The sequence below is a fragment of the Streptococcus halitosis genome (assembly GCF_023147855.1).
GTDB lineage: Bacteria > Bacillota > Bacilli > Lactobacillales > Streptococcaceae > Streptococcus > Streptococcus halitosis_B.
The window spans coordinates 173,772-194,427 of the sequence record NZ_JAHXOP010000003.1 but is presented as its reverse complement, the minus strand read 5'-3'; the positions used below and the strand labels follow the sequence as shown (position 1 = coordinate 194,427).

Sequence of the window (20,656 nt, the reverse complement as noted above, 5' to 3'; positions counted from 1 at the left end):
TTGTTTTCAAGAGCTAGTTATAGTTTCAAACTATATAAAAACGATAGTTCCTTGAGAAACTATCGTTTTTCCTGTTGAATAGACTGGTTATTTAACGTGTTTTGCCAGTTCTTCTTGCGCTTTTTTATTTGATTCTTCTTTTTCTTTCTGCCATTTTTCTTTAGCTTTTTCATACTCATCAGTCGTTACAGTCTTATCTTGCAACTTGAGGTACTTGTATGATTCGACACCCTTATTTCCAGCTTGTGAGAATGGCGCTGAGAATGGAACTGTCTTTCTCAAGCCAGGTGTTCCACCTTGGGAAACGTTTGGAATTGCAAGGGCGCTATCAACGAGCCAAGCTTGAATTTCAGCATATTTTTCATAACGTTTCGCTGGGTCTTGCTCCTTGTTCGCTTCTTCTAACATTTGAGTGTAAGTATCCAGACCAACTGCCTTAGCCTTGTCATTGACCTCACCTGGTTCTAGACCAAGGTTTTGCAACATACCACCGTTATTGACATTTAGGATATCTAGATAGCTTGATGGATCCAAGTAGTCAGCACTCCAACCGCCATTATAGATATCAAAGTCTTTTTGAGCTGCCGTTTGAGCGAGGTAGCTAGAATTATCGTAGTCATCTGTTGATAATTGTTGGATATCGATAACCACATTCTCAGCTCCTAGAACAGATTCGATGGATTGTTTCAAAGAGCTCGCTTCAAGTACACCTTTTTTAGCTGATTGGTCAACTGATACGTCCAAGTGGATTGGGAATTGTACACCCTTAGCTTCCAATTCTTTCTTAGCTTCTGCAAATTTAGCTTTAGCCTTGTCAGGATTGTAGTATGGGTCTTGCGCATCTGCAAAGTTGATTCCTTGCCATTCTTGGCCATAGTTGACCATCTTTTCTGAAACAACATCGCCAAAGTCTTTTCCGTTAATACTTACAAATGTTGGAGGTACAACCAAGTTACGAATAATCTTTGTTGCTCCTTCTTCCCCTTGAGATTGTGCTCCATAGGCTGTACGGTTATAAGCATAGTTGAAGGCTTGACGGAAGTTTTTATTCAGAACTGCTTCTTGAGTTGATTTCTTTTCGATATCTGATGTTTTAGACGTGAAGTTATAAGATTTTCTGTCCAAGTTGAAGTTCAAGTAATAAGAAGTTGCGTTTTGCATACTATAGATGATGTTATCCTTGTTCTTCTCTTTAATTCCTTCAAAGCTTGAGCTATTTGGATAGAGACGCGCGTAGCTGTAGACTCCTTCTACAAAGTTACGAGCTAGGGCATCTTGGTCACTACCATCATAGTAAGTCAATTTCACATCATCCACAAAGACATTTTTAGCATCCCAGTAATTTGGATTCTTCTTGTATTCGATAACAGATTTTGAAACAAAGGATTTCATCAAGAATGGTCCACTGTATAAAATACTAGAAGGATCTACCTTACCAAAATCATCCCCTTTTGATTTCAAGAAATCAGCATTGACTGGGAAGAGAATAGTAGAGGTTGTCTTAGAGTTCCAGTAAGGTTCTGGACGTGTCAAAGTGTACTGAACTGTTTGGTCGTCAATCGCCTTAACACCGACAGTTGAAAAGTCAGTTGTTTTCCCGTTGATATAGTCATCCAAACCTGCTACAGAGTCTTGAACCAGGTACAAGGCTTCGGATTTTTTATCAGCAGCATATTTCAAACCTGTCACAAAATCTTGCGCCGTTACAGGGGCGTATTCTTCACCCTCATAGGTATACCATTTTGCATCCTTACGCAATTTGTAAGTATAGGTCAAACCGTCCTGAGAAACAGTCCAATCCTCTGCCAACGATGGAACATAGTTACCGTATTGGTCATTTTCCATCAATCCATCTACCAAATTAGTAATGATGTCGTTGGTTGTTGCACGGTTTTCTGCAAGATAGTTCAAACTAGATGGATCGCTCGAATAAACATAGTTATATGTTTTAGAAGAACTAGTTGAGTTTCCACATGCGCTCAGTAAGATACCTGCGCTTAACACGACACTTGCAAGTGTCAGATACTTGGCTTTAGACTTTTTCATTTCCAGAACCTCCTGTTTTAAAGATTTGTCTTATTATACAGCTTTGGTTTTATTTAGTCAAGCAATTTCTGAAGAAAAACTTAAAAAACATATTTTTCTACTCTTAATTTTAGAAAAAGTTCTCCTTTTTTAAGAAAAATGTACTATAAAAACCTTTCTATTAAAGAAAGGTTAATTCATTGCTTTTATTTATAAATCTTCTTACGATATTTTCAATCGTGTCCGTAGTCGGTCCGCTTGGGCTTTACCTATTATCTTGTCTAAGAGTCGTGTTCGTAGGCTCATCAAACCATAGAGACATCCTCCAAGCCCTCCGATGAGAGCCACATAAAGGAAACTCCAGAAACGTCCACTTGGTTGGAAGACAAAACCGAGTAGCCACTGCAAGAAGCCAACTAGGATAAACATGACAAGAGTCAAGATGGTGATCAAAATAGTCCGTTTCAAGATTATCTTTCGACGAGCACCCGTTACCTGGCAGATGTCTCGGTACATCAAGACATTCGGAATAATCAAGCCGATAGTCGTTGAGATCAAGGGACCGTAGCTGTGAAAAATGGCAATGGTTGGCAATTGCAAGACGATCTTAGCAATAGAACCATAGACAAAATAAAGAACTGCCTTGCGATTTCGGAACATGGCCTGAAGCATAGGGGACAAGACCATATACAAACCTAGGATAGTAGACTGCAAAACTGCAAAGACAAACAAGCCCATGGCCAGACTATCTGGCTTACCGTAAAAGACTGTGTAGAGCGGTTCTCCTACCATAACAACCCCAACCGTTGCTGGTAGCAAGAATAAGAAGAGCATGGTGAGGCTATCTTGGACTAAGCGAGCCGCTGCCCGCAAGTCGCCTTTTACATAGTTCTCCGTCAACAGCGGCAAACCAACACTCCCAATTGAAACTCCCACAGAGATTAAAATCATGGTAATTTTATTAGGATTGGCAGAGAAATAAGAAAACATGACAACCAAGTCTTCATTGCTGTAGTTGGTAAACCACTTCATACTATTGATAAAGGTCATCTGGTCTAAAATCTGGAAGAGCTGGATGGCTGATCCCGTCAGGATAAAGGGAATGGCTTCCTTGATGGTATCAACCAAAAGTCGCTTACTATTGATCTTATCCCGTGTTTCAAAGACTTTCTTAAGCAAACCTTCTTGGGCAAGGAAATAAATCAAAACTACAAAACTGGCCACCATCCCCACAAAGGCCGCAAAAGTCGATTGGGTAACGGCTGATAAGTAGTCACCAGACCCCATCTTCATAATGAAGAAGGTCGCCAACAACATCCAGATAACACGAATTACCTGCTCGGCGATTTGGCTCATAGCATAGGGTTTCAGGTTGTTCATCCCTTGGAAGAAGCCTCGGATAACACTCATAGATGGGAAAATCAAGACTGCCCAAGCCAAACTCTGCATGATGGGAATCAGGTCTTTCCCCACACCTGACAAATCTGCTAGCCAAGGAGAAAAGAGATACAAGACTAAGGCAAAGACTAGACCCAAGCCCGTCATAAAGCTTAGGAAACTCCGAATCAAGGCAAAGCTGTGCTCTTCTTCTCGCATGGTATTGTACTTAGCCACTTGTTTGGCGACCGCAACTGGGATACCCGCCGTCGAAATCAGCAAGAACCAGGCGTAAATATTGTAGCCCATGGTAAAGAGACCATTTGCCTTGGCTGCATAGGTTCCCATCCAGATATACCAGGGAATAATGTAGATAGCCCCAAGGAGGCGACTAATAAAGTTACTAGCTGTTAGCCAAGCAGTCCCTCGCAACATCTGGGCTTGCTGGTGATTGTTTTCGTTAGACATAGCTTCCTCATTCAATTTTGATAACTAGGAAATTTTCCTCATCTTCCATTATAAACTTTTCCTTGTTACTTGTAAAATTCAGACTTTCGGTTTACAATAGAAAGTATGATAAAGATTGAAACCGTATTAGATATATTAAAGAAAGATGATCTCTTCCGCGAGATTATCGACCAAGGACACTACCACTACAACTACAACGAAGTTGTTTTTGATAGCATCAGTTACGACAGCCGAAAAGTAAAAGAAGACACTCTTTTTTTTGCAAAAGGCGCTGCCTTTAAAAAAGAATACCTTCTTTCTGCTATAAGTCAGGGCTTAGCCTGGTACGTCGCAGAAAAGGACTACGAGGTCGGTATCCCCGTCATCGTTGTGAACGATATCAAGAAAGCCATGAGTTTGATTGCGATGGAATTTTATGGTAATCCGCAAGAGAAACTAAAAATTCTTGCTTTCACAGGGACAAAAGGAAAGACAACATCTGCTTACTTTGCTTACCACATCCTATCTCAACGCTACCCAACAGCTCTCTTGTCAACTATGAATACAACTCTAGATGGCAAGACCTTCTTTAAATCTTCCTTCTCAACACCTGAAAACATCGATCTTTTCGACATGATGGCCCAGGCTGTTAAGAATGGTCGAACCCATCTTGTAATGGAAGTCTCTAGCCAAGCCTATCTTGTTCATCGAGTCTATGGCCTGACCTTTGATGTAGGTGTCTTTCTCAACATCACTCCTGACCATATCGGACCGATTGAGCATCCTAGCTTTGAAGATTACTTCTACCACAAACGTCTCTTGATGAAAAATAGCCGAGCAGTTGTCATTAATAGCGACATGGATCACTTTTCTGTACTGAAAGAACAAGTGGAACATCAAGAACATGACTTCTATGGTAGCCAGTCAAGCAATCAAATCGATAACTCCAAAGCCTTTAGCTTTTCAGCTACAGGTAAACTCGCTGGTGATTATGATATTCAACTCATTGGCCACTTTAACCAAGAAAATGCCGTTGCTGCAGGACTTGCCTGCCTCCGTCTAGGAGCTAGTCTTGAAAATATCAAAAAGGGAATCGCTGCAACCCGCGTTCCTGGACGTATGGAAGTCCTGACTCAGAAAAATGGAGCCAAAGTCTTCATCGACTATGCCCACAATGGCGATAGTCTTAAAAAACTGATTTCTGTTGTTGAAACTCATCAAACTGGAAAGATCGCTCTGGTTCTCGGTTCGACTGGAAACAAGGGTGAAAGTCGTCGCAAAGACTTTGGCCTCCTCCTCAATCAACATCCTGAGATTCAAGTCTTTCTCACCGCTGATGACCCCAACTATGAAGATCCAATGACCATTGCAGATGAAATCAGCAGCTATATCAGTCATCCTGTTGAAAAGATTGCCGATCGTGAACAAGCCATCAAGGCAGCTATGACCATCACAAATCAAGAACTCGATGCCGTGATTATTGCTGGTAAGGGAGCTGATTGCTACCAGATCGTCCAAGGAAAGAAAGAAGACTATCCCGGAGACGCAGCTATCGCAGAACGTTATCTATAAAAAAATCAAGGGAATGTTTCCCTTGATTTTTTTAGTCTTCTTTCTTAAATGAATTTTTAAGACCTTCAACGGCACCTTCTACAGCACCTTTAGCTTCTTCAACAACTTCTTTTGCTTTGGCAACTGTTTTTTCTACAGTACCTTCTGCTTCTGTCTTGCTATCGCCAGTAACTTTACCAAATCCTTCTTTGATAGCACCAGTTGCTTGATCCAATTTATTTTCAAGTGACATAGCTCTGTCTCCTTTGCTTTTAATACGATAAACGTTATCGCTTACATTCAGTTTATGCTTATTCTTTAGCAAAGTCAAACAATCAGCTCAAAATGAAGCCATTAAGACAAATAGAAAGTCAACCGTTCCTTATCAAAATCAGCAGCCAACTCATACTTCCCTTCTTCGTTTTGCACAACATAGCCCAAGACGACTAGACTCTCAACGAAGATATCACGACGTTTCTGTATCAGTTGATCTTTTTTGAGAAACTTGAGTAAAAAGGTCGTCATATACTTGAGGGTGTACTCAGGATTGACATCTCCCAAAATGGCATAGAGTTCCTGCTGTTTTTCTGTCAAAGGATATTGATTCTTGACCTTGTAAAAATAATTAGACAGGGTCATTTTTTGCCTTGCAAAGTCCGTATATTCGATTAAAATGGCTACATTGGTTTGATTGCGCAATTCCGTCTCAAAAGTCTTCTCCAGCAAGCCTCGATAGACTGGACTGTCCTCTCTGATAAAAATCTCTTGATCAAGGGCTAAATCATCCGTAGATTCTAAAAAAGGGAGATTGAGCGAATAGTGTTTATTTTCCCTTAGAATCAAGCCTGCCTTTATATACTCTTCCATAAGCTTATCAACTGATACATCTGGAAACTGGGCCTTGATTTCTCGTAGAATCACATCGTCATGCTGGTCCAGATAGTCAACCAAATCTATAAAAAATAGTTGTCGAGTCAAACGAGAAGGATTAAAAATCTGAATCATGAAGATTCCTTTCTTTACATTTTAAAAGAGGGGATGCTGCTAACTGACTAGGATTGGTCCCCGGCTGATTCAGAGGCACGGCTATTCCTAGTTCTCTATAGTATTTATTCCAGAAATCACTAATTTCCTGCTCCCCGTCCCCAAATTGCATCGGAATGGTCTCAAAAATAGGGAGAATTTCCGCAATATACTGGGAGCAGTAAAAGCCAGACCCATCTGGATAAAAAGAGGCATTATAGGGTGCACCTAAATGTTTGCTAGCTCTTTCCTTTACCAAGTCAGCTTCCAGATCTGGATAGACATAAAGGTCATAGAGATGAGTCGGTTCAAAAAATTCTACTGGTTCTTGACAGATAACACCAACTTCACCAGTTGCATGATAAACAAAACCGTCCAAAAAGATGGCTACATGACTATAGTTACCAGTAGAAGCCTGGATGGCCTGCCCCATATCTGAAAGGTCCTTCACAAAGATCAAATCACCATTTTCTAACATCTTTCTCTCCTAGAAAAAAAGGAGCCGAAACCCCTTTAGCTATAAGGAAACGTTAGTTTCCTTGTTTAAGTTATCACTCAGGCTATTACCCATTAAAGCTTTCTGTCAACTGAGGCACCACTTGTTTCTTACGTGAAACGGCACCTGGAAGGAAAGCATGGTTGTTTTCAAGTTTGAAGTTAAAGGCTGCTTCCACCTTGTCCATGTTTGATCCAAGAGCAAGGATTTCTGAATTTGAGTTAACGATATCTGTAATCATCAAGACAAAGTCAGAGTAGCCATTTGCTGTATTGGCAGCTTGCATTGCAGCTTCAATTTCAGCTTGGCGTTCCAAGACTTCAGCAATATCAACTGTGTTTACTTGGGCAACACGGACCTTATTTCCGTTGAGTTCAAAGGTCTTAGCATCGATATCAATCAATTCCTCAGCAGATTTGCTAGCCAAGTTGGTACCAGCCTTGAGCATAGCAAGACCGTACTCTTCCAAGTTCACGCCTGCTAATTCTGCCAATTCAGGAGCAATAACTTTATCAGATGGGTGAGTTGTTGGTGATTTCAAAAGAAGGGTATCTGAAATCAAGCCTGAAAGCATCAAACCTGCAATTTCTTTAGGAACAGCTACACCGTGTTCTTTGAACATGCGGTAAACGATTGAAGATGCAGAGCCAACTGGTTCCAAACGCATGTAGAGTGGGCTTGAAGTTTCAAAGTTAGCTACACGGTGGTGGTCTACAACACCGTAAACTTCTACTTCAGCGATATCTGATACAGACTGTTGGAATTCATTGTGGTCCGTTAAGATAACTTGCTCTGCACCTTCTGCTTTAGCTGATGTGATGACTCGTGGTGCTTCAACACCAAAATAGTTCAATACATAGGCTGTTTCTTCGTTTGGTGTTCCAAGTGCTACTGCTTCTGTGTCCAATCCATAAGCCTCTTTTGCAAGATAGGCAAAGGCTACAGATGACCCGATGGCATCTGAGTCGGGATTTTGGTGACCAAATACTAGAATCTTAGACATGATAATACCTCTTTAAATTTATTCATCTTATTTTAGCACTTTTTTCCTCTTTTGACAAAAGTAAGAGGAGTCAAAGGACTCCTCATTAGACATCAATATCGTTAACTAGATTTTTCTCTTGATTTTCGGATAGAAATCGTTCTTTCTGTGGACGTTTCTTACGTTTGAGAAGAGCCTCTGCAGACATGGCTTCTTCCTTGCTAGCAAAACCCTCTACATAGATGAGTTTGACTGGCAAGCGAGCTCGGGTATACTTGGCTCCCTTACCACTATTATGAACGGCAAGACGTTTCTTCACATCTGTCGTGTAACCAGTATAGTAAGAACCGTCACGGCACTCCACCACATACATATAAGCCTTATGATCCATAGTAAATCTCTTGAATTTCTGGTGTATAGGAACCATCATCATTGTGAACGATGAGAGGTGGCAAGACCTTAAAGCCACTGGTCGATCCATCCTTGATAGCTTCGATTAAGAGCATATTGGCCTCCTTCTCACGTTTAGGATAGACAAATTGCAGGCGCTTGGGTGCCAAATTGTGGCGTTTGAGCATATCTAGGATATCCAAGAGCCGATCTGGACGATGAACCATGGCCAAACGACCATTAGACTTGAGAATACTCTGAGCACTTCGACAGATTTCTTCTAGGTTCGTCGCAATTTCGTGTCTTGCTAGGAGGTAGTGTTCACTCTCATTGAGATTGGAATGAGGATCCACCTTGAAATAAGGCGGATTACACAAGATCATATCCACCTTACTTCCCTGAATGTGCGCAGGCATATTTTTCAAATCATCGCAGATGACCCGCATCTGCTCTTCCAGGCCATTCAACTGAACCGAACGCTCTGCCATATCCGCCAAGCGCTCCTGAATCTCTACAGAGAGAATTTTTGCCTTGGTACGACTACTTGCAAAAAGTCCCACTGCACCATTTCCAGCACAAAAGTCCACAATTAAACCCCGTTTAGGGAATCGAGGAAAGCGTGATAAAAGAACACTATCCACCGAATAGCTAAACACCTCTCTATTTTGGATGATCTTGATATCTGTCGAAAAGAGCTGGTTGATTCGCTCTCCTGGTTTTAATAATTGTTCTTCTTTCATACTTTTATTATAACAAATTATGTTAATATCACAAACAATTTAGATAATCGTATTTATGGCTTCTTCTTTAAATGTTCTAATGCCTCACGCGTCCAAACAGGCATCATTCGTCCAAGTGGTGCAAAACCGTGCTTGATCCGATCATTTGAAAAACGTCTCCGTCTTGGCAATTGATGTTTTTCCTCTTCCAAGGTACGGATAGAAAGACTGGCCTTCCCAGTGTATTCGTCAAAATCCACCACCTGAACTTGGACTTCATCGCCAATTTTTAAAATGTCATAGATATTTTCAATAAATCCCGTCCGAATCTCCGAGATGTGAATCAGCCCTGTCACCCCTGTCTCTAACTCGACAAAGGCACCATAGGGCTGAATTCCTGTAATACGCCCAGTTAGCTTATCACCAATTTTCATTCTAGTCCTCAATTTCAATCGTTTCAATTACTACATCTTCAACTGGTTTGTCCATTGCACCAGTCTCAACAGCTGCAATGGCATCCAAGACCGCAAACGATTCTGCGTCTACTAATTGCCCGAAAACAGTATGGCGGCGGTCAAGGTGAGGAGTTCCACCTTGTTCTGCATAGATCTCAGCGATTGGTTCAGGCCAGCCACCACGCGCAATCTCTTTCTTAGAATATGGCAAATGTTGGTTTTGCACGATAAAGAACTGGCTACCATTGGTATTTGGACCCGCATTGGCCATAGAAAGAGCGCCACGGATATTATAAAGTTCTTCAGAAAATTCATCTTCAAAAGAGTCACCATAGATTGACTCACCACCCATACCAGTACCAGTTGGGTCTCCACCTTGGATCATAAAGTCCTTGATAATACGATGGAAAATCACACCATCATAGTAACCGTCTTTTGACAGAGCAACAAAGTTAGCCACTGTTTTAGGAGCATGTTCAGGGAAGAGCTTGATACGCAAGTCTCCGTGATTTGTCTTAATAGTCGCAAGAGGACCTTCTACTGCTTCAATGTCTACTTGTGGGAAATGCAATTCTTTTTCTACCATACCAAATCCTTCTAAGGCATCAAAAATGCCATCTTCTTCTACTGTTTTTGTAATATAATCTGCTTTTTCTTTGATTTTATCATGGGAAACACCCATAGCAATACTGATTCCAGCATAATCAAAGAGTTCCAAGTCATTGAGACCATCCCCAAAGACCATGACATTCTCTGGTTTCAAGTCTAGATGTTCCACCACCTTGGCTACACCAGTTGCTTTGGATCCTGAAATTGGCACGATATCAGACGAATGTTCATGCCAACGCACCATTCGAAGTTTACCTGAGAGACTATCTGGTAGGTGCAAGTCGTCCCCTTTATCCTCAAAGGTCCACATCTGGTATATATCTGCTTTTTCATGAAAGTCAGGATCCACACCCAAGTTCGGATAAATCGGATCAATAGCCTCACTGATCAGTTCTGTTCGCGTGGAGAGTTTGGCATCATGACTGCCAACCAGGCCATATTCAATTCCCTCTCGCTTAGTCCAAGAGACATACTCCTCAACATCTGACTTGTCAATCTGATGTTGATAAATGACCTGACCTTTTTTATCTTCGATATAGGCCCCATTCAGGGTTACAAAAAAGTCAGGCTTGAGCTCACGAATCTCTGGAACGACACCGAAAATACCACGCCCAGAGGCGATTCCTGTTAAAATTCCTTTTTCACGTAACTGTTTAAAGACAGTGGGAATTGTAGCTGGAATAAAACCTGTCTTTGACGTACGCAAGGTATCATCAATATCAAAAAAGATGATTTTAATCTTCTTTGCCTTGTATTTTAATTTTGCATCCATCTCTCTACCTCTTTTTTATCACTCCTTCCATTATACCATAAACCTTAGGAAATTCCTTTTTTGAAAAAAGATGAAAATCCTATCAAAAAGAGAGCCAGTATAACTAGCCCTCTCTTTTCATTCTAGAACATCTCTAGAGCAATCATGGTAATCATCGTTGCATCATAGTAGTTGTCCAAAGGTAAATCTTGTGTGAAAATGTATTTATTTTGCTGAAGAAGTTTCAGATAACCTTCTCCCTTGTCAGACGCATAGGTAATCGGTGCCAAGAAACTACCTGCCTGGTATTGATTGAGGGCCGTTCCGTTCAAGTCATAACCAGCATAAATGCGTTGCTCTTTCATAAAGAAATCCATCATCTTTTGAACGAGTTTTTGGCTTCTTTCATCCTGGCTCTGTGACAAGTGATAAGGCAAACGACAAGCGTTATAAGAATACGCTCCATCATACTGAGATTCGATAGTGTTGGCATCAACAAGGCGTGCCCCTGACTTCTCAGCCCAGATAAAGTCTGGCAAGAGACCCGTATCAGAATGAGAACTGATTTGCTCCAGTTGCCCAAGCATCTTATCCTTAATGTCTAACCACTGTTGGTTTCCAGTCAGGTCATAGAAAGACTGGAAATAGTGGGGAAGGGTATCAGACGTCCGCATTAAGTAATAATAATCGGAATCCTTGTTTGCCCAGTTTCCTACTGTTAAAACACCTGTCTCTTCATTGTAATTGTATCGAAGAATATCTTCTAAGATTTTTTTAGCTTGCGCTTGGTATTCCTGCGCTTTATCTGGCCACTGCTTGGCTGCTTCAATCAAAGAATAAGCGATATAGAGATCACCATCGGTTGCGTTTTGCTTCTCAACCGTTTCGCTACCATTTGTGATCACTTGCTTCCAAGACATCAACTGCGTTCCCTCAATACGATGATTTTGATAATAGCGATAAAGATTCTCAAAATCTGCTTGTGTCGCTTGCCCTTTTTGGGCTGCTAAAACCGTTATGAGCATGCCGTAACTTTGGGCTTCAGATAGAACTGTTGTTCCCTCCGAATCACTCGTCGTACGAACATAAGACTGATCGCCTTTTGTAACGAGAAACTGTTGGCTCCATTGGCTATAAAGGCGATTGCGCATCTCGATTTTAGTCCTTCCTCTTGCCAAAAACAAGGCTAAACAAAAGATAGAAAGAATGAGCACAAACCAGACATATTTTAATTTATTCGTTTTCATAGAACCTCCTATCCTGCAAATCGCTTGGTTTTAACCCACTTGGTTTCTTTCCGTCGGAGTACTTTGTCCAGCACGATTGAAGAAATGGAATCAATGGAAACAACGATAAACATCTGTGCATAAGTGAAATAGGCAGCCAAAGCCAACCAGATTTGCTTTGTAGTAGCTTGTCCAAATTGACTTGCCAATGCTGTCATAATTTGCATCAAATAAAGACCAATCATGAGAATCCAGTTGAAGAGCATGAGCTGGGCGATGTAGATATTATCCGCATCAAAAGCAAATGGAACCCTGACATCTGGGAAGAAAAGATTAAGGCAGATCGCTAGCACATTCGCTAGGAAAATCAAATCCGATAGAACAATGGCAAAGTTAAACCAAAAGAAAACACAAGAATAGTTAAAGACTTCTAGTTTAACGCGCCAGTTTGCTCTGCCAAATAAATGCTTAAAGTTCGAGAGAACAACTTCGTAATTTCCTTTTGCCCAGCGTTTCCGTTGCATATAGTAACTCTTTAAGGTCTCAGGTTCTTGTTGGAAAGCCTCTGAATTATAGGCAAGGGCAATCAATTTACCACTCTGCATGATTTTGAAGGAAATATCGGTATCCTCTGTCAAGGCACCATTTTTCCAACCACCGATACTCTTTACAAAGTCGGTTTGAATAATAAAGTTGGTCCCTGGGATACGCCCAATTTTAAAGAGATGCCACATTCCAACGTGGTGCACGCGCTGAGTAACAACGATTTCTTGGTTGATACAACGAGTCAAGAAATTTTGATTGGCATTTCGAGTCTTGTTGCGACCAAAAGATGCCACGTGGCGTTCTGGATCCTTCATCACTTCTTTTACAAGGAAATAAAGGGCATTTTTTTCAGGCATAGCATCCGCATCATAGACACAGATGTATTCTCCCGTTGCCATCTTCAGGGCATCGTTTAGAACACCTGCTTTTCCTCCTGTCCCAGTACGGTCGATAATAGTCAGATTTCTTTCTGCATATTCAGGCATAGCTTGTACAGACAAACACTCTGCATAGGTGTTGTCCGAACAATTATCTGCAAATAGAAGCAACTCCACACGGTCGTGAGGGTAGTTCATATCCAAGATAGCTTTTGCCGTCTGTGCAATAACCACATCCTCATTATGAGCAGGTACGACAATGGTAACCTTAGGGTAATAAGGAAGTGGCGAGGTATCTACACGAAAATCACTATGTTTGAACCAAAAGTGAACAGCTGAAAAGAGAATTACCAAGCCCCATGCTAGAGAAATCCAAATAGTAAGCAGGGTAAAAATCATTAACATTTGACTAATCATGATTCACCGCCTTAAAATTTTTGTTCACTCGATGGTAGAGAATACTGTATGCAATAAATAATATGACAAAACAAATGCCAAAGGTAAGACTGAGTCCCAAAGCAATGCCAAAAAATATATTGGTTAGAGTCATGTTTCCCTCCTAATATTCTACAATTACATCTGTCTCTAGTTGACGTTTGAGATGACTGGCAACATCTGCGTAGTCTTGGTATTTATCTTTATTATCAGAGTTAATCTCCAAATAGCCTGTTTGGAACTGAATTCCTTGATTGCCATCTTCTCCATGAAAAACTAAACTGCTCAGTTTCTCCTGCAAACCACTAAAGTAAAGTTCCTTCAAAGAATGTTGGTTAGTACTCGATAGAACGAGAAAATTACCATCCGAAACGTAATAGAGCTTATCATTGTAACTCAATTCCTGAGCAATGACCTCTTGAATGCGACTGAGCATCTGGTTATGTTCTTTTGGTTTAATCTGGAAGAACAAATCTTCATGTGCCCAATGAATCAATAGAGATTGAACCGTCACATCACTTTGTGCAGTTACCATAGCCTGGTAATCTGCTCGAGCTTCGTCTTCCTGTTCTTGGACCTTTGAAGCTACCTTGAAGAAATAATAACGAACTTTAAGTAGAATCCCAATCAAAAGTGGAAAACTGATCAATAAGAACACCAGTTGAGTGATTGGGATATAAACTACACCCGCAACCAAAACGATAAGTCCAAGCCCAAATGTTAAGATAAGGGTCCAAGTAAGCAAAAGGTCAGATAATACCAATACTGCAAACAAGGCTAAAGCTAAAAACAAGATTTGTTCTAAAATAATCTCTCGAGCAAAGAAAAAAGAAAGCCCTAAAAGAAGTGACTCGCACCCCAGAAAAGCGAGGAGCCAATTTCTAAATTTATTCCATTTTTTCATTACGCCTCTTCCCCCTCTTTAAATTCGGATACAGATTCAGCAATACCAAAATAATGTTGTATAGCACGAACGATTCGTTCAGAGGCTTTTCCATCTCCATAAGGATTTGGTGCCTGAGACATTTGTCTATAAAGGGGTTCATCTGTTAAGAGGGCTGTCATTGCTTCTTTTACACGTGCAGGATTCGTACCAACTAACTTCAAGGTTCCTGCGCGAACCCCTTCTGGGCGTTCCGTCGTATCACGAAGGACGAGAGCAGGTTTGCCGAGGGAAGGCGCCTCTTCCTGGACACCGCCAGAGTCAGTCATGATAAAATCACTTCTTGAAGCCAAATTATGAAAATCGAGTACATCTAAAGGTTCAATCAAGTGAATACGATCGTGACCAGCTAAGATATCTTTTGCTACTTCTTGCACAGCAGGGCTAAGGTGAACAGGATAAACAACTTCAATTTCCTGATGAAGATCGACCATCTCACGTAAAGCTGTAAAGACATTTCTCATTGGTTGACCTTGATTCTCACGACGGTGCATGGTTACCAATACAAGTTTCTTATTTGGATCCAATTGGTCTAGAACTTCATGATAGTAATCCAATTGAACGGTTAGTTTCAAGGCATCTATGGCTGTATTTCCCGTAATGACAATAGCAGACTCAGGATGATTTTCCTTGAGGAGATTTTCCTTACTCTCACTTGTTGGAGCAAAATAAAGATCCGCAAGGTTATCAGTCATCTGACGATTCATTTCTTCTGGGAAAGGAGAATACTTATCAAATGTTCTTAGGCCGGCTTCAACGTGTCCGATACGTACCTGATTATAGAAAGCAACTAAACTCGCTGCAAAAGTTGTCGTTGTATCTCCATGAACAAGAATCATATCTGGAAGTTCTTGCTTAACAACTGGATCAAACTTTTCTAAAATTTTTCCAGTAATATCCAAGAGGGATTGATTTTTCCCCATAATATCCAAGTCATAATGTGGCTCGATGCTAAAAGTTTCAAGAACTTGATCTAGCATTTGACGGTGCTGAGCTGTCACAACTGTGATCGTCTCAATACTATCACGATGTTTTTGCAATTCTAACACTAAAGGGGCCATTTTAATAGCTTCTGGTCGTGTTCCAAAAACAACCATCACTTTCAATTTCTTCATTATGGTATCCTTCTACTATAATAAAATTTGACACATCAGATTAATCTTTATATCGAATTATTGCGCAAATCAATTAATTTGATTATCTTAATTATTTTACCACTAATTAATTTATATGTCAAATTTTTCCAAGTATATTATTGCATTTAATTTAATTTTAAATAATCGTAATATTTTTGTAACGCTGTGATTTACAGCTTGTAAACCTTATACCTTAAAGTTTCCTTAAAATTTTTTTGAGTGAAGTATTTTTTAAACATTCTAAAACTTACCATTATCTAAATATTTATTTTTTCTTAATAATTCAGATAATTATATTTTAGCGTTTCATAGAATGCATCTCATTTTCTAATACGAAAAAATCCCTCTCTAATGAAAAAGGAATTTATGACTTCTTGCTATTTTATAGTTAAACCTTATAAGATCTATCTTAAATCAAATCTTTTGACAGATATAAAACAAGATCACCGATATCTTCACAAGTAGCATCCATAGCCGGTCTGTGATTTTGATACCAAACACCCGTCCCATCTGGAATATAGCCTCGTTTGATATACAATCTCTGGGCAGGTCCATACCCTGAATGGAGCCCAACACCAAGGGTCACCTTATCCGATATGAGCCTAACTCGTTTTTCTGCTTCTTCCATCAAGAGATTTCCAATACCTTGATTTTGAAAGGGCTCAAAGACATTGAAATCTGAGAGTTCTGGATAGATTTCTACAAAAGGACCATGTTTAGCAGAGGGCAAAATGGTAATGTAGCCCGCTAAAGCATCCTTAACCTCTGCAACTAAGACTTCTCTCTCCCCACATTCTTGTTCAAGAAAATATCTAGCCAAAATTTCTTCTCTACCCGGCCAACCTTGGCTGATAAATCCTCGAGATAGATCTTTAATGTCAGATTCTTGCATTTTTCTAATTGAACATGTCGTCTTCATAAGTTGCTCCTTTATAGCTTTCTCCTACCATTATAGCACGATAATAAGGATTAAAAGAAAAAACCTAGTAAGACAAAAGAATCTTACTAGGTCAACAGGGAATCTTTTCTAACAAAATCCTATAAAAATCTGGAAAAGAGGTCCACCCAGACTGAACTCGCCTTCTCATTTCCATGCTCGTGAAAAAAAGACCCGTAAGGGTCTTAATTCGCTTTCTTATTTTCAAACTCATGAAAAGAGCTCCACTGGACCCAACTCGCTCTCTCATTTCCATGCTCGTGAAAAAAAGACCCGTAAGGGTCTTTTCTTTAATCTTCGTTTACGAAAGGCATCAAAGCCATTACGCGAGCGCGTTTGATAGCTGTTGTTACTTTACGTTGGTTTTTAGCTGAAGTTCCTGTTACACGACGAGGAAGGATTTTCCCACGTTCTGAAACGAAACGGCTAAGAAGCTCAGTATCTTTGTAATCAACATATTCAATTTTGTTTGCTGCGATGTAATCAACTTTTTTACGGCGTTTGAATCCGCCACGACGTTGTTGAGCCATGTTTTTTCTCCTTTATAGTATTAATTGTCCATTAGAATGGTAAATCATCATCTGAAATGTCCAATGGATTTGTTGCTCCAAATGGATTTTCAGAACGTGAAAAGTCTGGTACTGGGTTTGCAGGTGCTGATTGACCAGCAGTTGGTGCAGAATAAGCGCCACCTGAATGTCCTTCACGCACTCCGCGACTTTCCAACATTTGGAAATTATCCGCCACGACTTCTGTTACGTAAACACGTTGTCCTTGCTGGTTATCGTAACTACGAGTCTGGATACGGCCTGTGATCCCGATAAGAGAGCCTTTTTTAGCCCAGTTAGCAAGATTCTCAGCCTGCTGGCGCCACATAACGACATTGATAAAATCAGCCTCACGTTCGCCATTTTGACTCTTGAATGTACGGTTTACTGCAAGAGTAAAAGTCGCAACTGCTACATTTGATGAGGTATAACGCAACTCAGCGTCACGCGTCATACGCCCTACAAGTACAACATTGTTAATCATAATCTACCTTCTTACGCGTCAAGTTTGACGATCATGTGACGAAGAATGTCAGCGTTGATTTTTGAAAGACGGTCAAACTCTTTAAGAGCTACGTCGTCGTTAGCTTCAACGTTAACGATGTGGTAAAGTCCTTCGCGGAAATCTTGGATTTCGTATGCAAGACGACGTTTTTCCCAGTCTTTTGATTCAACAACAGTTGCACCGTTGTCAGTCAAGATAGAGTCAAAACGTGCTACCAAAGCGTTTTTCGCTTCTTCTTCAATGTTTGGACGAATGATATAAAGAATTTCGTATTTAGCCATTGATATGTTCCTCCTTTTGGTCTAATGACCCCCAGTCTTTGCAAGGGGTAAGTGAGGTTCGCTCACAATAAACCATTATACTAGAAAAACTGATAGATAGCAAGTAAAAAAAATAAAAGTTAAAAAATAACTTTATTACTTATAAATAACTTCCTCTTTCAGTTTCAAAGCTCCGGCCATCTCTTTCAAAATGAAAAATAGCAAAAAGCTGGCTAGTACTAAAATGAGCCCTAAGTAAAGGAAGGCTACTACAAATCCTAGATAGTCAATCAACCATCCCGTCAGAGGAAAAATGATAATCATGCTTAGGCTGAACATCATAGAGTAGACACTTAGCATGGTTGCCCGTACCTCACTTGGGAGTCGCTTTTGTAAATCATTATCAAAAATTGGCTGAAAGAGAGCATATAAGGCGTTACTGATCCAATAAACCAAAATGTAAATCAGTGGCGTACCAAAGTGGGAAAGCAAATAAGTTCCTCCCGTCAAGAGTACAAGAATGGGAAAGAGTTTTAAGGCTGAATACTTCTTTCCAATCTTACTTGCTAGATAAACTGCCCAGATATTCAAAACACTGCCCATCAACATGACCATCGAAATCTGCCACCCTTCTAAGTCAGGCAGTTGATTTTGATAGTAAAAATAAAACATGCACATCAGTGTCCCGATGATTTGGGAAAGAATCATCCAACTAAAAAGACTGGGGTTTCTCCGCAACTCCTCTTTGACAGTCCAGATTATTTTTTTCATTGTCAGACGCTCAGATTTTTGCGCTTTAACACTAGGCTCTTTTAGCATCCAAGTTAGGAAAAGAACGATTATAGAAGTAGCAATCATGATATAGTAGGTCAAGTGCAATTGACCATGGACAAAAAATCCCGCTAAAACCGTCCCCAAAGACCGAGTTCCTTCTGCTACTCCTGACATAAAACTTGAGATAGATAAGTAGCGCTCTTTTAATCCAGCCTCCACGGCCGAATCATAAACCATGGCTGCACTCGTCCCCGAATCAAAATTATAAGACAAGGCACTCACCACCATCGCGAGTGCGTAAATCCAAAAATTACCTTGCCCTAGTAACATAAGAATAGACGACGCGATCCCAGCAATCCGACTGAGATAAAGATTGGTTTTATATGAATAGCGGTCAGCTAACATTCCAGAGGGAATTTCACAAATGACACTGGTGGCATGAAAAATACTTTCCAATAAGCCAATCTGCCAAAGCGACATCCCGTTTTGACTGAGAAATAGAATCCAAAAGCTGGTAATACCCAGAAAGGCAAAAAATTCCACACCAGCCATGAGACCGATATTCTTCCGGTAATTTCGTTTAAACATAGTTTCTCCTTTAACAAGTGTATTTGTATCTTTGTGTTTGTCACTTGTTAAGCTGTGCTTTACATGATCTCCACCTCTTCTTTCTTCTACTTTGAAAAAACGCCCTAAGGGCGTTTTGATTTATTTTATGGTTTGAGACGGTGCAACATACGTGGGAATGGAATGGCTTCACGGATGTGTTTGGTTCCAGCTGCGAAGGTTACCATACGCTCGATACCGATACCAAATCCTCCGTGTGGAACTGTACCGTATTTACGAAGGTCAAGGTAGAATTCATACTCTGTACGATCCATACCAAGTTCTTCCATCTTAGCGACAAGAGCATCGTAGTCTTCCTCACGCATAGAACCACCGATGATTTCTCCGTAACCTTCTGGTGCAAGCAAGTCTGCACAAAGCACGCGCTCTGGATTTCCAGGAACTGGTTTCATGTAGAAGGCCTTGATAGCTGCTGGGTAGTTCATGACAAAGGTTGGTACACCAAAGTGGTTTGAAATCCATGTTTCATGTGGTGAACCAAAGTCATCTCCATGCTCCAAATGCTCGTAATCAGCATCTTCATCATCCTCATGCTCTTGCAAGAGGTCAATAGCTTGATCGTAAGTGATGCGTTTAAAGGGCTCAGCAATGTAGCGTTTCAAAAGATCTGTATCACGTTCCAAAGTTTCCAAGGCTTGGGGAGCACGGTCAAGTACACCTTGAAGAAGGGCTTTCACATAAGCTTCTTGCAAGTCAAGTGATTCATCGTGTGTCAGGTAGGAGTACTCAGCATCCATCATCCAGAACTCAGTCAAGTGACGGCGTGTTTTTGATTTTTCAGCACGAAATACTGGACCAAAGTCAAAGACACGGCCAAGAGCCATAGCACCTGCTTCTAGGTAAAGCTGACCTGATTGGCTCAAGTAGGCTGGAGTTCCAAAGTAGTCCGTTTCAAAGAGTTCTGTTGAATCTTCTGCCGCATTTCCTGAAAGAATTGGACTATCAAACTTCATGAATCCGTTCTTATCAAAGAACTCATAAGTTGCATAAATGATCGCGTTACGGATTTGCATCACAGCCACTTGCTTACGAGAACGGAGCCACAAGTGACGGTTGTCCATCAAGAAGTCGGTTCCGTGTTCTTTTGGTGTGATAGGGTAGTCTTGAGATTCACCAATCACTTCGATGTCTGTAATATCCAACTCATAGCCAAACTTAGAACGTTCGTCTTCTTTGACAATCCCTGTCACATAAACAGACGTTTCTTGGCTCAAGTGTTTGATCGTTTCAAATTTTTCAAGACCTACCTCGTCACCAAATTTTTCAATGAAGTTTGGTTTGAAGGCGACTCCTTGGAAAAAGGCTGTTCCGTCACGCAATTGCAAGAAGGCAATTTTCCCTTTTCCTGATTTGTTGGCAACCCAGGCTCCGATGGTCACTTCTTGACCAACGTAGTCTTTTACATCGATAATTGTTACACGTTTTGTCATAATCTATCTTCCTTTTTTCGTTTAACTTGTCCGAAGACATCATTACCCACTATTTTACCATAAATAGACTGTGATAGCTAGGTTCTA

21 protein-coding genes are annotated in these 20,656 nt (G+C 40.6%); 1 reads left to right on the top strand and 20 read right to left on the bottom strand.

What is annotated here, in order from left to right; translation table 11 throughout:
• Positions 1-87: 87 nt before the first annotated feature.
• Complete coding sequence (locus tag KZX55_RS07090) at positions 88-2,046, bottom strand: peptide ABC transporter substrate-binding protein (protein ID WP_248026023.1); 1,959 nt, start codon at positions 2,044-2,046, stop codon at positions 88-90.
• Positions 2,047-2,247: 201 nt separating this feature from the next.
• Positions 2,248-3,870: a putative polysaccharide biosynthesis protein gene (locus KZX55_RS07085; protein WP_061588053.1), complete on the bottom strand. Its 1,623-nt coding sequence runs from the start codon at positions 3,868-3,870 to the stop codon at positions 2,248-2,250.
• Between the two features lie 105 nt (positions 3,871-3,975).
• Between KZX55_RS07085 and KZX55_RS07080 the strand changes: the two genes are divergently transcribed.
• Entirely contained in the window at positions 3,976-5,421 is a 1,446-nt protein-coding gene (locus KZX55_RS07080) for a UDP-N-acetylmuramoyl-L-alanyl-D-glutamate--L-lysine ligase (RefSeq protein ID WP_248026021.1), read from the top strand.
• Between the two features lie 31 nt (positions 5,422-5,452).
• On the opposite strand, the gene KZX55_RS07075 is transcribed toward KZX55_RS07080, so the two are convergent.
• From KZX55_RS07075 to asnS, 18 genes are all read right to left on the bottom strand, one after another.
• Complete coding sequence (locus KZX55_RS07075) at positions 5,453-5,653, bottom strand: CsbD family protein (protein WP_033584493.1); 201 nt, start codon at positions 5,651-5,653, stop codon at positions 5,453-5,455.
• Positions 5,654-5,754: 101 nt separating this feature from the next.
• Positions 5,755-6,405: a DUF1803 domain-containing protein gene (locus tag KZX55_RS07070; protein ID WP_248026017.1), complete on the bottom strand. Its 651-nt coding sequence runs from the start codon at positions 6,403-6,405 to the stop codon at positions 5,755-5,757.
• Positions 6,389-6,901, bottom strand: a complete 513-nt coding sequence (locus tag KZX55_RS07065; RefSeq protein WP_248026013.1) for a YiiX/YebB-like N1pC/P60 family cysteine hydrolase — start codon at positions 6,899-6,901, stop codon at positions 6,389-6,391. Before KZX55_RS07065 ends, KZX55_RS07070 begins: the two co-directional genes overlap by 17 nt.
• Before the next feature lie 85 nt (positions 6,902-6,986).
• Entirely contained in the window at positions 6,987-7,922 is a 936-nt protein-coding gene (locus tag KZX55_RS07060; RefSeq protein ID WP_248026011.1) for a manganese-dependent inorganic pyrophosphatase, read from the bottom strand.
• An 85-nt stretch (positions 7,923-8,007) separates the two neighbouring features.
• Complete coding sequence (locus tag KZX55_RS07055) at positions 8,008-8,292, bottom strand: GIY-YIG nuclease family protein (protein WP_084874347.1); 285 nt, start codon at positions 8,290-8,292, stop codon at positions 8,008-8,010.
• Complete coding sequence (locus tag KZX55_RS07050; protein ID WP_248026010.1) at positions 8,282-9,031, bottom strand: tRNA1(Val) (adenine(37)-N6)-methyltransferase; 750 nt, start codon at positions 9,029-9,031, stop codon at positions 8,282-8,284. The genes KZX55_RS07055 and KZX55_RS07050 overlap by 11 nt, the downstream gene beginning before the upstream one ends.
• A 53-nt stretch (positions 9,032-9,084) precedes the next feature.
• Positions 9,085-9,444 (bottom strand): S1 RNA-binding domain-containing protein, encoded by a 360-nt coding sequence (locus KZX55_RS07045; RefSeq protein ID WP_000689619.1) that lies wholly within the window; start codon positions 9,442-9,444, stop codon positions 9,085-9,087.
• A 1-nt stretch (position 9,445) separates the two neighbouring features.
• A complete protein-coding gene (locus KZX55_RS07040; protein WP_248026008.1) occupies positions 9,446-10,846 on the bottom strand; it encodes a bifunctional Cof-type HAD-IIB family hydrolase/peptidylprolyl isomerase in 1,401 nt (466 codons plus the stop codon).
• 122 nt (positions 10,847-10,968) lie between these two features.
• Positions 10,969-12,072: a glycosyl hydrolase family 8 gene (locus KZX55_RS07035; RefSeq protein ID WP_248026007.1), complete on the bottom strand. Its 1,104-nt coding sequence runs from the start codon at positions 12,070-12,072 to the stop codon at positions 10,969-10,971.
• An 8-nt stretch (positions 12,073-12,080) separates the two neighbouring features.
• On the bottom strand, positions 12,081-13,391 hold the full coding sequence (locus KZX55_RS07030; RefSeq protein ID WP_033606146.1) for a glycosyltransferase family 2 protein: 1,311 nt from the start codon (positions 13,389-13,391) through the stop codon (positions 12,081-12,083).
• Positions 13,392-13,533: 142 nt separating this feature from the next.
• Positions 13,534-14,313, bottom strand: coding sequence for a hypothetical protein (locus tag KZX55_RS07025; protein WP_070837297.1), 780 nt, complete (start codon positions 14,311-14,313; stop codon positions 13,534-13,536).
• Entirely contained in the window at positions 14,313-15,467 is a 1,155-nt protein-coding gene (wecB, locus tag KZX55_RS07020) for a non-hydrolyzing UDP-N-acetylglucosamine 2-epimerase (RefSeq protein WP_248026001.1), read from the bottom strand. The genes KZX55_RS07025 and wecB overlap by 1 nt, the downstream gene beginning before the upstream one ends.
• 430 nt (positions 15,468-15,897) lie before the next feature.
• Positions 15,898-16,407, bottom strand: a complete 510-nt coding sequence (locus KZX55_RS07015) for a GNAT family N-acetyltransferase (RefSeq protein WP_248025999.1) — start codon at positions 16,405-16,407, stop codon at positions 15,898-15,900.
• A gap of 308 nt (positions 16,408-16,715) precedes the next feature.
• The gene (gene rpsR / locus KZX55_RS07010) at positions 16,716-16,955 is read right to left on the bottom strand and encodes a 30S ribosomal protein S18 (protein ID WP_000068664.1); all 240 of its coding nucleotides are present in this window, start codon (positions 16,953-16,955) and stop codon (positions 16,716-16,718) included.
• A gap of 31 nt (positions 16,956-16,986) precedes the next feature.
• A complete protein-coding gene (locus tag KZX55_RS07005) occupies positions 16,987-17,457 on the bottom strand; it encodes a single-stranded DNA-binding protein (protein WP_000609613.1) in 471 nt (156 codons plus the stop codon).
• An 11-nt stretch (positions 17,458-17,468) separates the two neighbouring features.
• Positions 17,469-17,759 carry a 30S ribosomal protein S6 gene (gene rpsF, locus KZX55_RS07000; protein ID WP_001151775.1) on the bottom strand — a complete coding sequence of 97 codons (291 nt, stop codon included), beginning with the start codon at positions 17,757-17,759 and terminating at the stop codon, positions 17,469-17,471.
• Between the two features lie 135 nt (positions 17,760-17,894).
• Complete coding sequence (locus KZX55_RS06995) at positions 17,895-19,100, bottom strand: MFS transporter (protein WP_248025996.1); 1,206 nt, start codon at positions 19,098-19,100, stop codon at positions 17,895-17,897.
• Positions 19,101-19,225: 125 nt separating this feature from the next.
• Positions 19,226-20,569 carry an asparagine--tRNA ligase gene (asnS, locus tag KZX55_RS06990; RefSeq protein ID WP_084873354.1) on the bottom strand — a complete coding sequence of 448 codons (1,344 nt, stop codon included), beginning with the start codon at positions 20,567-20,569 and terminating at the stop codon, positions 19,226-19,228.
• Positions 20,570-20,656: the final 87 nt, after the last annotated feature.

Bases quoted from the DNA above. Each gene is read 5' to 3' on its own strand.
- KZX55_RS07030 (WP_033606146.1), bottom strand. From the start codon at position 13,391: ATGATTAGTCAAATGTTAATGATTTTTACCCTGCTTACTATTTGGATT.
- KZX55_RS07025 (WP_070837297.1), bottom strand. From the start codon at position 14,313: ATGAAAAAATGGAATAAATTTAGAAATTGGCTCCTCGCTTTTCTGGGG.
- KZX55_RS07005 (WP_000609613.1), bottom strand. From the start codon at position 17,457: ATGATTAACAATGTTGTACTTGTAGGGCGTATGACGCGTGACGCTGAG.
- wecB (WP_248026001.1), bottom strand. From the start codon at position 15,467: ATGAAGAAATTGAAAGTGATGGTTGTTTTTGGAACACGACCAGAAGCT.
- KZX55_RS07060 (WP_248026011.1), bottom strand. From the start codon at position 7,922: ATGTCTAAGATTCTAGTATTTGGTCACCAAAATCCCGACTCAGATGCC.
- KZX55_RS07035 (WP_248026007.1), bottom strand. From the start codon at position 12,072: ATGAAAACGAATAAATTAAAATATGTCTGGTTTGTGCTCATTCTTTCT.
- KZX55_RS07015 (WP_248025999.1), bottom strand. From the start codon at position 16,407: ATGAAGACGACATGTTCAATTAGAAAAATGCAAGAATCTGACATTAAA.
- KZX55_RS07080 (WP_248026021.1), top strand. From the start codon at position 3,976: ATGATAAAGATTGAAACCGTATTAGATATATTAAAGAAAGATGATCTC.
- rpsR (WP_000068664.1), bottom strand. From the start codon at position 16,955: ATGGCTCAACAACGTCGTGGCGGATTCAAACGCCGTAAAAAAGTTGAT.
- KZX55_RS07055 (WP_084874347.1), bottom strand. From the start codon at position 8,292: ATGGATCATAAGGCTTATATGTATGTGGTGGAGTGCCGTGACGGTTCT.
- KZX55_RS07040 (WP_248026008.1), bottom strand. From the start codon at position 10,846: ATGGATGCAAAATTAAAATACAAGGCAAAGAAGATTAAAATCATCTTT.
- asnS (WP_084873354.1), bottom strand. From the start codon at position 20,569: ATGACAAAACGTGTAACAATTATCGATGTAAAAGACTACGTTGGTCAA.
- KZX55_RS07065 (WP_248026013.1), bottom strand. From the start codon at position 6,901: ATGTTAGAAAATGGTGATTTGATCTTTGTGAAGGACCTTTCAGATATG.
- rpsF (WP_001151775.1), bottom strand. From the start codon at position 17,759: ATGGCTAAATACGAAATTCTTTATATCATTCGTCCAAACATTGAAGAA.
- KZX55_RS07075 (WP_033584493.1), bottom strand. From the start codon at position 5,653: ATGTCACTTGAAAATAAATTGGATCAAGCAACTGGTGCTATCAAAGAA.
- KZX55_RS07050 (WP_248026010.1), bottom strand. From the start codon at position 9,031: ATGAAAGAAGAACAATTATTAAAACCAGGAGAGCGAATCAACCAGCTC.
- KZX55_RS07085 (WP_061588053.1), bottom strand. From the start codon at position 3,870: ATGTCTAACGAAAACAATCACCAGCAAGCCCAGATGTTGCGAGGGACT.
- KZX55_RS07045 (WP_000689619.1), bottom strand. From the start codon at position 9,444: ATGAAAATTGGTGATAAGCTAACTGGGCGTATTACAGGAATTCAGCCC.
- KZX55_RS07070 (WP_248026017.1), bottom strand. From the start codon at position 6,405: ATGATTCAGATTTTTAATCCTTCTCGTTTGACTCGACAACTATTTTTT.
- KZX55_RS07090 (WP_248026023.1), bottom strand. From the start codon at position 2,046: ATGAAAAAGTCTAAAGCCAAGTATCTGACACTTGCAAGTGTCGTGTTA.
- KZX55_RS06995 (WP_248025996.1), bottom strand. From the start codon at position 19,100: ATGTTTAAACGAAATTACCGGAAGAATATCGGTCTCATGGCTGGTGTG.